Source organism: Delftia sp. S65 (genome assembly GCF_016516495.1).
GTDB lineage: Bacteria > Pseudomonadota > Gammaproteobacteria > Burkholderiales > Burkholderiaceae_C > Comamonas > Comamonas acidovorans.
The window spans coordinates 179,360-193,348 of the sequence record NZ_JACVUR010000006.1 but is presented as its reverse complement, the minus strand read 5'-3'; the positions used below and the strand labels follow the sequence as shown (position 1 = coordinate 193,348).

Annotated in this window: 12 protein-coding genes and 1 tRNA gene; 7 read left to right on the top strand and 6 right to left on the bottom strand. The window is 67.8% G+C overall.

The features are described 5' to 3' along the window. The first annotated feature begins 12 nt into the window (after positions 1-12). The 3 genes from IAE24_RS08395 (at position 13) to IAE24_RS08385 (ending at position 3,349) form a co-directional block, all read left to right on the top strand. Positions 13-687 carry a response regulator gene (locus tag IAE24_RS08395; protein ID WP_012203526.1) on the top strand — a complete coding sequence of 225 codons (675 nt, stop codon included), beginning with the start codon at positions 13-15 and terminating at the stop codon, positions 685-687. Beyond that, complete coding sequence (locus IAE24_RS08390) at positions 684-2,147, top strand: ATP-binding protein (RefSeq protein ID WP_199960176.1); 1,464 nt, start codon at positions 684-686, stop codon at positions 2,145-2,147. Before IAE24_RS08395 ends, IAE24_RS08390 begins: the two co-directional genes overlap by 4 nt. A 170-nt stretch (positions 2,148-2,317) precedes the next feature. Next, positions 2,318-3,349 (top strand): GGDEF domain-containing protein, encoded by a 1,032-nt coding sequence (locus IAE24_RS08385; protein WP_043824172.1) that lies wholly within the window; start codon positions 2,318-2,320, stop codon positions 3,347-3,349. Positions 3,350-3,444: 95 nt separating this feature from the next. On the opposite strand, the gene IAE24_RS08380 is transcribed toward IAE24_RS08385, so the two are convergent. Continuing rightward, the gene (locus IAE24_RS08380) at positions 3,445-5,052 is read right to left on the bottom strand and encodes a methyl-accepting chemotaxis protein (RefSeq protein WP_013804004.1); all 1,608 of its coding nucleotides are present in this window, start codon (positions 5,050-5,052) and stop codon (positions 3,445-3,447) included. A gap of 476 nt (positions 5,053-5,528) precedes the next feature. On the opposite strand from IAE24_RS08380, the gene IAE24_RS08375 reads away from it, so the two are divergent. Then, entirely contained in the window at positions 5,529-6,062 is a 534-nt protein-coding gene (locus tag IAE24_RS08375; protein ID WP_046987310.1) for a DUF2939 domain-containing protein, read from the top strand. 33 nt (positions 6,063-6,095) lie between these two features. On the opposite strand, the gene IAE24_RS08370 is transcribed toward IAE24_RS08375, so the two are convergent. From IAE24_RS08370 to IAE24_RS08360, 3 genes are all read right to left on the bottom strand, one after another. Then, a complete protein-coding gene (locus tag IAE24_RS08370; RefSeq protein WP_012203534.1) occupies positions 6,096-6,320 on the bottom strand; it encodes a hypothetical protein in 225 nt (74 codons plus the stop codon). 21 nt (positions 6,321-6,341) lie between these two features. Beyond that, positions 6,342-6,965: a glutathione transferase gene (gene yfcF / locus IAE24_RS08365; protein WP_099752077.1), complete on the bottom strand. Its 624-nt coding sequence runs from the start codon at positions 6,963-6,965 to the stop codon at positions 6,342-6,344. Between the two features lie 79 nt (positions 6,966-7,044). Further along, a complete protein-coding gene (locus IAE24_RS08360; protein WP_199960175.1) occupies positions 7,045-7,725 on the bottom strand; it encodes a hypothetical protein in 681 nt (226 codons plus the stop codon). A 133-nt stretch (positions 7,726-7,858) separates the two neighbouring features. On the opposite strand from IAE24_RS08360, the gene IAE24_RS08355 reads away from it, so the two are divergent. The 3 genes from IAE24_RS08355 to vapC all read left to right on the top strand — a co-directional run bounded on the left by IAE24_RS08355 (position 7,859) and on the right by vapC (position 9,189). Beyond that, complete coding sequence (locus IAE24_RS08355) at positions 7,859-8,401, top strand: helix-turn-helix domain-containing protein (protein ID WP_199960174.1); 543 nt, start codon at positions 7,859-7,861, stop codon at positions 8,399-8,401. A 156-nt stretch (positions 8,402-8,557) separates the two neighbouring features. Next, positions 8,558-8,791 carry an antitoxin gene (locus IAE24_RS08350; RefSeq protein WP_043824440.1) on the top strand — a complete coding sequence of 78 codons (234 nt, stop codon included), beginning with the start codon at positions 8,558-8,560 and terminating at the stop codon, positions 8,789-8,791. Then, positions 8,788-9,189 carry a type II toxin-antitoxin system tRNA(fMet)-specific endonuclease VapC gene (gene vapC / locus IAE24_RS08345; protein WP_180318010.1) on the top strand — a complete coding sequence of 134 codons (402 nt, stop codon included), beginning with the start codon at positions 8,788-8,790 and terminating at the stop codon, positions 9,187-9,189. The genes IAE24_RS08350 and vapC overlap by 4 nt, the downstream gene beginning before the upstream one ends. 289 nt (positions 9,190-9,478) lie before the next feature. Here vapC and IAE24_RS08340 read toward each other — a convergent pair. Further along, positions 9,479-9,553 (bottom strand) — tRNA-Arg (locus tag IAE24_RS08340). Positions 9,554-9,631: 78 nt separating this feature from the next. Then, the gene (locus IAE24_RS08335) at positions 9,632-13,987 is read right to left on the bottom strand and encodes a translocation/assembly module TamB domain-containing protein (protein WP_199960173.1); all 4,356 of its coding nucleotides are present in this window, start codon (positions 13,985-13,987) and stop codon (positions 9,632-9,634) included. Between the last annotated feature and the right edge of the window lie 2 nt (positions 13,988-13,989).

Below are 13,989 nucleotides of genomic sequence, written 5' to 3'. Positions count from 1 at the left end.
TATTCTTCAACCATGCGCTTACTGCTTGTCGAAGATGACGCCATGATCGGCGAGGCCGTGCAGACCCTGCTGCGCGGCGAGGGCCATGCGGTGGACTGGGTCCGTGACGGCCTGCAGGCCGATGCGGCCCTGTGCCCCGGCCCGGGTGGCGGCCATGGCTATGACATGGTGCTGCTGGACCTGGGCCTGCCCGGGCAGGACGGATTGCAGGTGCTGCGCCATCTGCGCGGGCGCCGCGACCGCACGCCGGTGCTGGTGGCCACGGCGCGCGATGCCGTGCGCGACCGCATTGCCGGGCTGGATGCGGGGGCCGATGACTACGTGGTCAAACCCTATGACCTGGACGAGCTGCTCGCGCGCCTGCGCGCGCTGGCGCGGCGTGCCTCTGGCGGGTCCGACCCGCTGTACGAGCGCGAGGGCGTGCGGCTGAACCCCGCCACGCGCGAGGCCAGCGTCGATGGCCGCGACGTGGTGCTCTCGGGCCGCGAATGGGCGGTGCTGGAGACGCTGCTGGCGCGCCCGGGCAGCACGCTGTCGCGCCAGCAGATCGAGGACAAGCTCTACGGCTGGGGCGACGAGGTCAGCAGCAACGCCATCGAGGTCTACATCCACGGCCTGCGCAAGAAGCTGGGCGCGGGGCTGATCCTCAATGTGCGCGGCGTGGGCTACATGGTGCCCAAGCCATGACGGCGCCGGCTTCCTCCCTTGTTTCCTCCCTTGTCGCCCGGGCGCGCAGCCGCCTGCCCGGCGCACTGGGCACGCGGCTGCTCATGTTCCTGGGGGCGGCCATCGTGCTCACGGCGCTGCTGCAGGGCCTGCTGGCCTACCGCAATGCGCTGCTGCAGACCGACACCCTGTTCGACTACCAGATGCAGCAGACCGCCTTTGCGCTGCGCGCCGGCCTGCCGGTGGACGCGCGCGGCAGGCCCCAGGGCACGCCGCCCGAGGATGAGAACCACGAATTCATCGTCCAGGTCTGGACCAACGAAGGCCTGCGCATTTTTGAATCCGCCCTGGGCGCCGCCCTGCCGCAGATGGCCGTGCTGGGCTTTGCCGACGTGCCCGCGCGCGGCACGGTCTACCGCGTGTTCTCGCTGCAGACGCGCTCGCAGGTGATCCAGGTGGCGCAGGACATGCGCGTGCGCCGCACCCTGGCGCGCGATGCCGCCTGGCAAAGCCTGCTGCCCATTGCCCTGCTGGCGCCCGTGCTGGCGCTGGCCGTGTGGTGGGTGGTGCGCAGTTCGCTGGCGCCCGTGCAGCGCGTGCGCCGCGAACTGGCCACGCGCCGCCCGCAGGACCTTGCGCCCGTGCCTGCCGAGGGCCTGCCCGACGAGGTGCGGCCCCTGGTGGCCGAGCTCAATGCGCTGCTGCAGCGCGTGGGCCAGGCCTTCGAGGCGCAGCAGCACTTCGTGGCGGACGCCGCACACGAGCTGCGCTCTCCGCTGGCCGCGCTCAAGCTGCAACTGGTGGCCTTGCAGCGCGCGCCCGATGCGGCCGCGCATGACGAGGCCGTGCAGCGTCTTTCGGCCGGCATAGACCGGGCCACACGGCTCGTCGAACAATTGTTGACATTGGCGCGGCAGGAAGCCCAAGGCACGGTACAAGGCACGGCCCCAGGCGTGCAAGGCATGCAGGGCCGGCACGGCGCTGCCGCGGCCGCACCTGCCGACGTGGACCTGCGCGAAGTGGTGGAGCAGGCCCTGGCGGACCAGGCCGTGGCGGCCCAGCAGCACGGCCTGGACATGGGCCTGAGCGAGTCCCCGCAACTGCGGCAGTCCTTTGCCGTGGCGGGCGACGCACAGTCCTTGCAGATGCTGGTGCGCAACCTGCTGGACAACGCCGTCAAGTACGTTCCGCAAGGCGGCCGCGTCGATGTCGGCTGGCGCAGCGATGCCCAGGGCCGCGCGCTGGTGGTCGAGGACTCGGGCCCCGGCATTGCCGAAAGCGAGCGCGAACTGGTGCTGCGGCGCTTTGTGCGTGGGCCTTCAGCGGCTTCTGCGGGCCAGCCGGCGCAGGGCAGTGGCCTGGGCCTGGCCATCGTGCAGACCATTGCCGAGCGGCATGGCGCACGCCTGCTGCTGGACCGCTCGCCCACGCTGGGCGGCCTGCGCGTGCAGGTGATGTGGCCGCCTGTGTCGGGCCGCTGACAGCGGCGCGTGGCGCGCAGGCCTATCGGCGTGTAGCGCGCGGCGGGAATGCTTCCCGCCTGCGTCCGGCCGGGTCACAATCCCCAAATTGGTGCCGGCCCGCCTGCCTTGCCATTCCCTCATCAGGCGCGCGGGCAGTCTGCATCCGTAGTTATTTCGAGAGGTATTTCATGGAGTCCCTTGTCCAGCGCCTGTCCCAGTCCGTGACCCAGGCGCATTCGTTGGAAGAGTTGACGCGGCCCCTGCTGCAAATGCTCGAAGAGAGCACGCAGCTGGAGTCCACCTATCTCACCACCATCAACGAAGAACAGGGCCAGCAGCGCGTGCTGTACGCGCGCAACGCCAGCGAGATGCAGATTCCCGAGGGCCTGGTCGTTCCCTGGGGCGACACGCTGTGCAAGCGCGCCCTGGATGAGGGCCGCATGTACACGCCAGATGTGGGCGCCTGCTGGGGAGACTCCGAGGCCGCGCGAGAACTGGGCATACGCACCTACGCCAGCGCGCCCGTGCGTTTTTCGGATGGCCAGCTCTACGGCACGCTGTGTGCGGCCAGCAAATCCTCGCAGGCCCTGAGCAGCGAGGCCGAAGGCATGCTGCGCCTGTTCGCCAACCTGATTGCCGAGCGCGTGGAGCGCGAGCAGCTCATCGCCAGCCTGAACCGGACCAACCGGGAGCTGGCGGCGCTGGCCTTGCTGGACCCGCTGACCGGCCTGCCCAACCGGCGCTGCCTCACCGATGAGCTGGGCCGGCTCATCGCCCGGTGCGCGCGCAGCCAGGAATGCGTGGTGGTGGGCTTCATCGACCTGGACCGCTTCAAGAACGTCAACGACGAGCACGGCCACGAGGCCGGCGACGCGCTGCTGCGTGCCATGGGCGAACGCCTGTCCGCCCACCTGCGCAGCGCCGACATGCTGGCGCGCTTTGGCGGGGACGAGTTCGTCTTCATCGGCGTGGGGCCCTTGTTCGGCAGCGAGGCCGATGCCGTGGCGCGTGAACTGCAGCAGCGCCTGTCGGATGCCTCGGCCTTCCAGGTCGATCTGCCCGATGGCAAGACGCTGGACTACGGCGGCGCCAGCGTGGGCGTGGTCTGCCTGCGGCCGGACTCCATTGACGCCGACGACGCGCTGCAAAAGGCCGATGCGGCCATGTACCGCGTCAAGATGGCGCGCAGCCGCGAAGCCAGGGGCAACGCGCTGCATTGAGCCAGCCGCAGGCTTGGCCCGGCGGCCAAGACCTGCTGCTGCCTTGCTCCGGCCTGCTTCGCTGCTTCTCGCGTGCGCTCTTTTTTCTTGCCGTCTCAGCCTGCTGCCAGCATGGGCTGCCTGCGCTGCAGCTCCACGGCGGCATGCTGATGGCCGCTTGCCGCCTCCAGCTTGAAGGCGCCCACCGTGCGCACCAGGTCGCCGGCCTGGCCACGCAGGCTGGAAGCGGCGGCGGCCATCTCCTCCACCAGTGCCGAGTTCTGCTGGGTGGCCTGGTCCATCTGCGTGACCGCCTGGCCGATCTGCGCCACGCCCGAGCTTTGCTCGGAACTGGCGGCGCTGATCTCGCCCATCAGATCGGTCACGCGGCGTATGGCGTCCACCACCTCGGCCATGGTCGTGCCGGCCTGGTCGGCCAGCGCGCTGCCGTTGTGCACGCGGCTGGCGCTGTCGGTGATCAGTTGCTTGATCTGCTTGGCGGCCTCGGCACTGCGGCTGGCCAGGCCGCGCACCTCGGTGGCCACCACGGCAAAGCCCCGGCCCTGCTCGCCCGCACGCGCGGCTTCCACGGCCGCGTTCAGCGCCAGGATATTGGTCTGGAAGGCAATGCCGTCGATCACATTGATGATGTCGGCGATCTGCCGGCTGGAATCACTGATGCCGCGCATGGTGTCCACCACCTGCCGCACGACCTCGCCGCCCTGCTCGGCCACGGTGGAGGCACCCAGCGCCAGCTGATTGGCCATCTGCGCGTTGTCGGCGTTCTGGCGCACGGTGGAGCTGAGCTGCTCCATGGAGGCGGCCGTCTGCTGCAGCGCGCTGGCCTGGCTTTCCGTGCGTGATGACAGGTCCTGGTTGGCCTGCGCGATCTGCCCGCTGGCCGCTGCCACGCTGACCGATCCCTGGTGCACCTGGCGCACCACGCCGCGCAGCCCCTCCTGCATGGTCTGCAGCGCGCGCAGCAGCATGGACACCTCGTCCTTGCCGCGCACATCGATGTGCCGTGTCAGGTCGCCCGCCGCCACGGCATCGGCCGTATGAATGGCCAGGCGCAGCGACCGTGCCATGTTGCGGATGATGGACCAGCCCAGCAGCACCCCGAGCAGCACGCCCGCGATGATGGAGCCCACGGCCACCGCAAAAATCACCTGGTAGAGCGATTGCGCGGCGTCGTATTCCTCCTTGGCGACGCGGGTCTGCAGCGCGGTCAGCTGCACGATCACATCACGCAGCGGCGCGTACAGGGCCTCGTCCTTGTCGATCAGCAGCTGCCGGGCCAGCTCCAGGTCGCCGGACTGCAGCGCCTGCTGGGCCGGCTTCAGAAAGCCTTGCAGGAACAGCGCGCGCACGGCCTCGAAGCGGTCGGCCAGCTGCGCCTCTTCCTCGGTCATCCGGGTCTGGCGGAACGAGGCCCAGGCCTTGTTCACGTCGTTGATGTTGATCTGTATCTCCTGCTGCTTTTGCTGCGTGTACTCGGGCAGGTGCACCGCAATGGCGCCCGAGACCGCATGGCGGTTGCGCAGCAGAAGGCGCTGCACTTCCAGCAGATCGCCCAGTGCGACCAGGCGCTCTTCATAGACCACCTTGAATCGGCGGTTGGACTCGCTGATTCCATATAGCCCGAAAGCGCCGATCACGATCATGAGCAGTGAGAGAAAACCAATCAAGGCGGTCAGGCGAGTCGATAACTTGAAATTATTCATACTGCGTCCTTTGCATGCATTGCGGATGGTTGGTGGGTACTTGCGTTGTCAGGCCGCCCCGTGATGACTCGCATCTCTCATAACGGAATCGGTAATGAAAATGAGATTTCATTAACGGGAAATGCCCGGTCTGCACAAATGCTCACAGGCATCCGGAAACGGCGATGCTGGCTTGCCGATGGCCTGCGTGGCCAATGGCGATCCATGTTGTATTGGTTTGTAAACTATTTGTTACAAACTATAGTATGAATCGAATGGGCCAGGCAATACCAGTTTTTCAGGCATTGGCCTTGGCCTGATAGGGGCTCTCTGCGTATTGCTTCGCTATTGTTTCGCTATGAAAAATACAGGTGGCAACGGCCCTGGCAGTGGCTGCGGCGCCGAACGGCCCGCCTAGAATCCGCCTTTATGCGCTGTGCATGCGCGTTCATCCGCGCTTGCGCGAGGCCCCTGGCCTGCCTTCACGAAAGAGATCCATGAAACCCAAAACCCTTGCCGGCGCGTTGGCCGCCCTCTGCGTGGCTGCGGCCGGACTGCTCTACGCATCGCCCTACATCGCCCTGCACCAGATCGGCAAGGCCGTGGAGCGCCGCGATGCCCAGGCACTGTCCGGCTACGTGGACTTTCCCGCGCTGCGCGAAAGCATCAAGGGCCAGATGATGGCCAGGCTGCAGTCCCAGATGGGCGGCTCGGGCGACAGCGCCTCCAACCCCCTGGCCGGCTTTGGCCAGCAACTGGCCCAAGGCCTGGTCAGCCAGTTCACCGAGGCGCTGGTCTCGCCCGACGGCGTCATGCTCATGCTGGAAAAAGGCAAGCCCGGCAAACCCACGGACGTGGCCGCCGCAGGCGTGGGCGTGGACACCCAGGGCGGGCCGCCGCGCAAGGACTACTCCGTGGAGTACCAGGGCTGGTCCAAGGTCTTCGTGCACCCGCGCGGCGAGCCGGGCGGCTTCATCTTCAGGCGCGAAGGCCTGATGGGGTGGAGGCTGGTGGCCGTGAAGATGGATTGAGGGGCGCGGGCAGGCCGCCTGCACCCCGGTCCCTCAGCCTTGATGCAGCACCTTCATCACATGGCGCTTGCCCAGCCGCAGTGCGCGGGCATCGGCCTCTGGCTGCGTATCGCAGGGCTGGTCATCGGTGACGGCCTCCAGGGCCTTGCCGCTGGCCACCTCCAGCAAGGTGGCGCGCGGCAGCCAGGCGCCTGGCGAGGCATCGCTGGGCAGTGATGCGGGCGTGATCCGCACGCCCATGTAGAGAAGGCTGTCCATGGCCTGCCGTATCCGTTCGGATCAGCCTGCCAGGGGCGGGCGGGGCAGGGCCAGCCACTGCTGGACGGCGGGGTGCTGCCACTGCCGGCGCGCATAGGCGGCCAGCGGCGCAGGCACGGCGTCGCCGTTGAGCACCAGGCGGTTGAGCATCAGCGCCAGATCCACATCGGCAATCGACCATGGGCCGGCAATGTGGTCGTCCTCCGAGCGGATGAAGGCTCCCGCCACCGAGAACAGCTTGCGCGCCGCCGCCTGGCCCGCATCCGACAGCGGCGTGGGCGTGGGGCGGTAGAACACCACCTCGGTGCTGCGCTCCGAGCGCAATGCCATCAGATCGCTGCGCAGCCAGGCCTGGACCTGGCGCACACGGGCACGCGCCTGCGCATCCTGGGGGTAGAGCGGGGCGCCGCCAAAGCGGTCCTGCAGGTACTCGCAAATCGCCGAAGACTCCGACAGGCTGAAATCGCCATCCACCAGCGTAGGCACCCGTGCCGTCAGCGATGCGGCCACATAGTCCGCCCCGGTGTTCTGTCCCGCCGAAAGGTCCAGCGTGCGCAAATCGAAGTCAATCCCCTTGACCTTCAGCGCAACGAATACGGACATGGCATAGGGAGAGGCGAATTGCGAATCGGCGTACAGCAGCATGAGGGCCTTTCGGGAGACTGCATCAGTGATTGGGGCACTGATGGTAGCCGAGCAGCCCGGGCGCATAGGCCATGATCGGTCATGCGTCGTCCGGCGGATCGCCGCAGATGCGGCCCATGCCGCCTTCAAAGACATCGCGCACGTCACGAAGGGTCTGCGAACCCCATTCATCACGGTGCTCGCCATGCAGGGCGGCCGCCACGTAAACGATCTCCGACAACTGCGAGATGCGTGCCGCCATGCCGTGCGCCACGATATGGCTCTCCGTGTTCTGGTGGTCGCCCATTTGCATCAGCACCTGCGCCAACTGCTGGACCTCGTAGTTGGCCTCGCGGGCCAGTTCGCGCCACTGCGATGGCGTTGCGCCGGTGTCCAGCCTGGCTTGCAATTCATACAGCGTGGTGCGCGGAAACACGATCCCGTCCACCGGCGTCTCTGATATCTGCGCCAGCGCCTGGGCCGCTTCTGCCAGCAGGCGAGTGCGTGGGCCGGACTCCGCATCGCCGGGCACCAGCCGCGCCGAATTGATGCAGGCGGCCACATCAAACGCCGTGTTCTGCAGATCGCACGTCGAGCCGGGCTTGGCTGCGTGGCGTGCCACATCGCTGGCGATGCGCAGCAGGCGGTCGGATTCCCCGCTGTGCCGGTGCGTCTCATCGGTCATCGCGGCCTGCTTGAGTGCTTCAGCGGCCTGCAGGAACAGCGCGCGGTCCGCCTTGGCGAGCTTCTTGCGCGATGGTTTTGCGGCAGCGTGCTTCATGGACCTCCTCCGAGCAACGTACAGGGCGCAGCAAAGGAGCCGCCTGAGGGGTCAGGTAGTATTTGGCGCTTGTAGTGACAACGCTTCATAGACTATCAAACGAAAATTTGATCGTCAATAGTTTATATAAAAAATGTTTGACTTCTCTGCGCGCCTGACGGAGGAAAGAAATAGGCTGGGCCTTAGCCAAGAGGCGTTTGGCGCTATTGCGGGAGTGTCAAAGATGTCCCAACTCAACTATGAGAAGGGCGTCAGAAAGCCTGATGTGGGTTACCTCATGGCTGTGGCGGAGCAAGGGGTTGACGTTGCCTACCTGCTAACAGGTCAACGTTTGTTTGACCCGAACGCCATCCAGCACGAGCGCTCCGAACCGACCCTCGCGGCCCGCCTGCAGCAGGAACGCCAGCGCCTGAACCTCACCGAAGCCGAACTGGCCCACAAGGCCGGGCTGGACAAACAGACCCTGAAGCACTTCGAGTCCGGCGACCTTGTCCCCGACGCCACGGCACTGCAGCAACTGCACCTCGCTGGCGTCGATATCGGCTACGTGCTGCTCTCCCTGCGCTCCACCCCGCCCGACGCCGATGTGCAGGCATTGCTGGAGCACTACGGCAAGGCGACGCCAGCAGCGCGTGCGCTGGTGAGAGGGGTGGCGGAGCTGGCCGGGCGGGGGTGAGGCTGCAGGCCTTCAACTCTCCCGGCCTGCGCGGCACATATCTGAAAAGCGTCAATAGCTACTGAATGAATAGCAAAATTGCAGCGAACACAAGCCGTGCTGGACAGAGTGAAAAGCGGTAGCTACCATTGGTGATTACCAATCAAGGAGCCCGCCATGGACACTGCACGCCTTTTCCAATCCGGCCGCAGTCAAGCCGTGCGGCTGCCCAAGGAATACCGTTTCACGGGCACTGAAGTCGTGGTGAAGCACTTCGGCAACGGCGTGTTGCTGCTGCCCGCAGACGACCCTTGGCAAACACTGCAAGCCGGGCTGGCTGAGTTTGAACCGGGCTTTGTGCTCGAGCGCGAGCAGCCTGATGCCCAGCAGCGGGACGAGATCAGCCCATGATCCTGCTCGACACCAACATCTGCATCTACATCATCAATGCCAAGCCCCCGGAGGTGCTGGCGCGCTTTCAGCAGTACCGCATGGGCGAGGTGGGATTGTGCAGCGTGGTGGCTGCCGAACTGGCCTTTGGTGTGGCCAAAAGCGGCTCGGCCCGTAACCGCCAGGCCCTGGAGATGTTTCTTGCCCCGCTCGCCATCCTCCCGTTTGACGAGGCGGCCGTGTGGGCCTATGGCGACCTGCGTGCCGATCTGGAGCGTCGAGGCAGTCCCATAGGCGCGCTTGACACCATGATCGCTGCCCACGCCCTCAGTCAGCGGGCCCTGCTGGTCACCAACAACACCCGCGAATTCGCCAAGGTGCCCGGCCTGCAGTTGGACAACTGGGCTGTCGCTACCTGATTCCCTGGGTAAATCCGATCCTAGTGCTTGCTGTATGAGCGCAAGCAGCTATCAAATGTGAAGTAATCGATATCTTTTCATCGAAACCCGGCTACCCAGTTCGCGCCTCTGGACAGCGCCTGCATGCATGCTGGCTGGCCGGCTTGCACTGACCCTGGACCGAACGCAAAAAGCCCCTCGGCACCTTTCTGGTGCCGAGGGGCTTTTCTTGTTTCTACGCCACCTGTGCCCAGACATGTCCCCGGGGGCCAAGTGCAATTCGCAAGCCATTGATACAGAAGCAATTCAATGGTCCCTCCGACAGGAATCGAACCTGTATCTGGCGCTTAGGAGGCGCCCGTTCTATCCATTGAACTACGGAGAGGAGCAAACGGCGATTGTAAACCCACGCCGGACCCGCCCCGCGCACCGCCGGGAGGGCGGCATGCGGGGCGCTGGGGCGTCAGTCCTTGCGCACGGTGTAGATGAGGTCCAGCGCGCTGGTTTCCCCGGTCTGGCCGCGCAGGGTGAGGCGGCGCGAGAGGTCGTAGAAGATGTACAGCGTGCCCATGGCCCCCGAGAGGCTTTGCTCGTAGGTGACGTAGAGATCGCTGGACAGGCGCTTGCCCAGGGTGAGGGCGGCGCCGGTGGAGCCTTCGCCGCCCGGTCCCTTGAAGCCGATTTCGTCCAGGCCCAGGTTGCTGGCGATCTTGCCGCTGTTGTTGCGCCCGCCGCTGAGCAGGGACAGCGCGGCCTGCTGGAGCAGGGCGCTTTCGGCGCCGCCCGTGGCGGGGTCACGGCCCATGACCACCCAGGAGAGCTTTTCGGCATCGGGCATTTCGGGGTCGGAGTACAGGCGCACGCGCGGGGCGTTGGCCGTGCCCTGCACCTGCACGCCTGCGCGCACGGCGATGTTCGGGCGCAGCGCCAGGATGTCCAGCGAGGGGTTGGCGTAGGGGCCGTTGAAGCGGATGAGGCCGGTCTCCACGTCCAGCGACTGGCCCCAGGCGCGGTAGCGGCCCTGCACGGTGCGGATCTCGCCGGTAATGCGCGGCGGGCCGCCCGCCACGGTGGGGCCTTGCACTTCCAGCGCGCCTTCCAGGCGGGTGGTGATGCCGTAGCCCTGCAGCGCGAAGTCGCGGCCCAGGTCGAGCTTGACGAGGATGTCGGGCAGCTTGATGGTTTCCGCGCGGGCCTGGGCCTTGCGGTCGGCCTGCTGCTGTTTGCGCGCCGCTTCCTGCTCGGCCTTGCGCGAGGCGGCCGAGTGCACGACCACGTCGGAGTCCAGCGAGGGGGCGGATTCCTCGGGCAGGATGATGGTGGCGCGGTCGGTAGTGAGGTCGCCGCGCAACGTGAACTGGCCTTGCTCCAGCTTGGCCTGCAGGCCGCCGGAGATGCTGACCTGGCGGTCCGCGCGCACCAGCACCTGCAGCCTGGTGGCCTGGGCGCGCAGGTCCATGCTCAGGCCGGAGTTGCTGCCATCGGCATTGGGCGGATCCCAGCGCACGAAGCCCGAGCCTGTGAGTTCGCCGCCTTCGCGCGGGGCCGTGGTGAGGTTGCCGCTGTAGCCCAGGATGCGCGCATTGCTGCCGCGCCCGCCCTGCATGCGCAGTTCGGTCAGGTCCAGCCGGTTGCCTTGCAGGCGGGCGCGCAGCACGCCGTTTTGCAGGTCGATGCCGTCCAGCGCGGACAGGATGCTCAGGCCGTCGGCCGAGAGATTGCCCTGCCACTGCGGGTTCTGGCGGTCGCCGCTGATCTCGGCCTTGGCCTGCAGCGAGCCGGTGACGCGCCAGCCGGGCGGGGCGAACAGCGCCCAGATGCCGATGTCGGGCATGCGGGCGTCGATCTGGCCGGACAGCGGGGCCTTCTCGGGCCAGGTCCAGGTGCCGTCCTGCTGGGCCAGGCGCGTGCCCAGCTGGGCGGTCAGGGTGCCGGCGCGTTCGCTGTCCCAATCGAGCTTGGCCTGCACGTCGTCGCCCTGGGCACGCACGCTCAGGCGGGCTTGCTTGATGTGGGCGCGCATGCCGGCGCCGCGCACGGTATGCGTGCGCACTTCGCCGGGCTTGCTGGAGCGCGGGCCGGTGGTGTGGATGACGGTGGTGCCCGAGCCGTCTTCCACGGCCAGGCGCAGGTCGCCCGCGGCACGCTCGACCAGCAGTTCGGCCTTGAGCGCGGGGCCGGTGGTGTCCAGGTCCCAGCGGGCGTTGAAGCTCAGGTCGCCGCTCAGGCCCATGGCGGCCAGCGGGGGCTCCTCGGCCATGGACAGGGCATCGACCCAGGCCAGCGGCAGGGCCTGGGCGCGGCCGGTGCTGCGCAGGGCCCAGCGGCCGTCGCCGCCCTGGGTGGCGCGGGTGTCGTCCCAGGCCAGCAGCACGGGCTGCGGCGCCTCGGCATTGGCGCGGCGCTGGGCCAGCGTGGGCGGCGTGACCTGCAGGCTGCCGGCCGACGCCGTGAACGTGGTGGACAGTACGGTACGGCCCGTGGTGCGCTGGGCGATCTGCACGGGCTGCTTGCCTGCCAGTTGCAACTGCCAGGGGCCGGGCAGGTCCTGGCCCGGATTCAGCCGTGCCTGCAGCCTGTCAATGCTGGCCTGCCAGTCCAGGGGCGCGGCACCGCGCGCCGTGGCAAGGCCTGCCTGCAGGGCCGTGTCGATCTGCGCGGTCTGCGTGCCACGCTTCGCCTGGCCGGTGAGGGTCAGGCTGGCCTGCTCGGGCGAGCCCTTGAGGGCCAGGCGCAGCTCGGGCAGCTCCAGCGCCTGCTCGGGCGGCGTGTTGGCGGGCAGGTAGCGCAGCTTGGCGGCCTGCAGGTCGGCCTGCAGTTGCAGGCCGCTGGCGGGAAGCGGGTCGCCCACGGCGGCCTTCATGCGCTTTTGCAGTGCGCCCCATCCGCCGCGCCAGCTGGCGTCCAGCTGGGCCTGACCTTCGATCAGGGCGCCGGCCAGCGGGTCCTTCATGCCGGGCAGCTTGCGCAGCCATTGCGTGAGGGCGGTGAGTGACGACAGCTTGAGCTGGCTGCTGCCCTGGCCTGCGGCGGGGCTGATGTGGCCGTCCAGCGAGAACTCGGCGCCGGGCAGCTCGGCCTTCAGCACGGTCTGCAGTTTTTGCTGTTCGGTGTCGAACTGCAGGCTGCGGCTGCGCACCGAGGCCTGCAGCGCATCAAGCTGCAGGTTCTCCAGCGACAGCACGGGCTGGGCCCAGCGGCCCTTGGTGGCGAGTTTCTCGATGCGCAGGGGCTGGCGCTTGCCGCCCGCGGGCGCGGCTGCGGCCTGGATGTCCACGCTGAAGTCCACCTGCTGCTCGGCCGTGGTGCTGGCGCGCAGCTCGCCCTGCAGCGGTGCGGCTTCCAGGATGCTGTAGAGCGCGGCGGGGTCCAGGCGCTGGACCTTGGCCTGGCCTTCGAAGACCTTGGTGGCGGGCTCGAAGCGGCCCTGGGCGTCGATGCTGCCCGAGCCTATGGCGATCTGCGCCTGCTCCAGCAGCCACTGCTGGCCGTCATAGCGCACCGCGGCCTCGATCTGGTCCAGCGGCAGGCGCTGGCGGTCCCAGGGGCCAGGCATGGCGTTGTTCAGGCGTGTCGTCAGCTGCCAGGCGGTGGTGGCGATGGCCGAGCCTGGTGCCTGGTCCGATGCCTGTTCCGTGGCGGGTGCTGTGCCTGGTGTCGTGGCTGGTGCCTGGGCTGCATCAGCTGCCTTGCCATCCGGCCCGGCCTGCAATTCGCCGCTGATGCGTGTGCGCGGTCCCTGGGGCCAGAAGGCGGCGATGTCGATCTGGCTGAGCTGGGCGCGCGCGGTCTGCAGCGGCTGGGGCTGCCAGGGCCGGATGCTGGCCTCGATGTCCGCATGCATGGGTTCGGACACGGGGGCGGCTTCCTTGCGCTCCCTGGCCTTGCCGTTCTTGCCATCGGCCTTGGCGGATTTCTGTACGGCGGGAGGGGCGGGCGTTTCCTCGGACACCGTCCCGGGCTTGGCATCAACCTGGAGCTTGATGCCCAGTTGCGCAGCGGCGGTGGCCAGGGTGCCGTCGATCTGTGCCTTGGCCTGCACGGCCAGCGGTGCAGGTTTGGGGGCCTTGGCCGTGGAGGCCTCGTCGTCCGAAGCCAGGGCCGGCGCCTGCAGGTCGCCCTGCAGCTCGGCCTGGATGGCCATGGGCGCACGGGCCTGCAGGCGCAGCCTGGCCTGGTAGTTGCCATCGGCCCATTGCAGGTCGCGCACGTCCAGCTGGTGCTCGCTGCCGTCATAGACGTAGTGGCCTTGCAGGCCCAGTACCTCGGCCTGGGGCGGGCCTTGCCAGACGATGCGCTCCACATGGAAGGGCACGTCGATCTTCACGGGCAGCACGAGCTGCTGCAGTGGCTCGACGGGTTTCTTGTCCTCGGGGTCGGGCGTGCTGGCAATGTTCAGCTCGGCGATGCGCACTTCGCCCAGGCGCACGGTGCGCGACAGCAGGGGGCGCAATTGCCAGCCGATGGTGGCGTCGCGCAGCTCCACCTTCATGGTGGGGCTTTGCCATTGCAGCCAGCCGATGCGCCCGCCCTGGCGCACGGTGCCGGTGACTTCCTTGGCCTGCAGGCTCTGGCCTGCGGGCAGCCAGCCGGCCACGCGCTGCAGGGTGTAGGCCAGCGAATCGGCACGGCCGCTCCACCACCAGGCGGAACCCAGCAGGGCGGCCAGCAGCAGGACCAGGGCCAGGAAGAACCAGAGCAGGGCACGCAGCCAGCGGCGGCGGCGCCGGGGCGCGGGCGCAGGCGGGGGAGGGGACGCCTGGGGGCTTTGATCTGGCGCGGCGGAGGAGGCAGGGGTATTCAAGCGGGAATCCACCATGG

Bases quoted from the DNA above. Each gene is read 5' to 3' on its own strand.
- IAE24_RS08355 (WP_199960174.1), top strand. From the start codon at position 7,859: ATGTTTGACTTCTCTGCGCGCCTGACGGAGGAAAGAAATAGGCTGGGC.
- IAE24_RS08395 (WP_012203526.1), top strand. From the start codon at position 13: ATGCGCTTACTGCTTGTCGAAGATGACGCCATGATCGGCGAGGCCGTG.
- IAE24_RS08380 (WP_013804004.1), bottom strand. From the start codon at position 5,052: ATGAATAATTTCAAGTTATCGACTCGCCTGACCGCCTTGATTGGTTTT.
- vapC (WP_180318010.1), top strand. From the start codon at position 8,788: ATGATCCTGCTCGACACCAACATCTGCATCTACATCATCAATGCCAAG.
- IAE24_RS08370 (WP_012203534.1), bottom strand. From the start codon at position 6,320: ATGGACAGCCTTCTCTACATGGGCGTGCGGATCACGCCCGCATCACTG.
- IAE24_RS08375 (WP_046987310.1), top strand. From the start codon at position 5,529: ATGAAACCCAAAACCCTTGCCGGCGCGTTGGCCGCCCTCTGCGTGGCT.
- IAE24_RS08350 (WP_043824440.1), top strand. From the start codon at position 8,558: ATGGACACTGCACGCCTTTTCCAATCCGGCCGCAGTCAAGCCGTGCGG.
- IAE24_RS08335 (WP_199960173.1), bottom strand. From the start codon at position 13,987: ATGGTGGATTCCCGCTTGAATACCCCTGCCTCCTCCGCCGCGCCAGAT.
- yfcF (WP_099752077.1), bottom strand. From the start codon at position 6,965: ATGCTGCTGTACGCCGATTCGCAATTCGCCTCTCCCTATGCCATGTCC.
- IAE24_RS08385 (WP_043824172.1), top strand. From the start codon at position 2,318: ATGGAGTCCCTTGTCCAGCGCCTGTCCCAGTCCGTGACCCAGGCGCAT.
- IAE24_RS08360 (WP_199960175.1), bottom strand. From the start codon at position 7,725: ATGAAGCACGCTGCCGCAAAACCATCGCGCAAGAAGCTCGCCAAGGCG.
- IAE24_RS08390 (WP_199960176.1), top strand. From the start codon at position 684: ATGACGGCGCCGGCTTCCTCCCTTGTTTCCTCCCTTGTCGCCCGGGCG.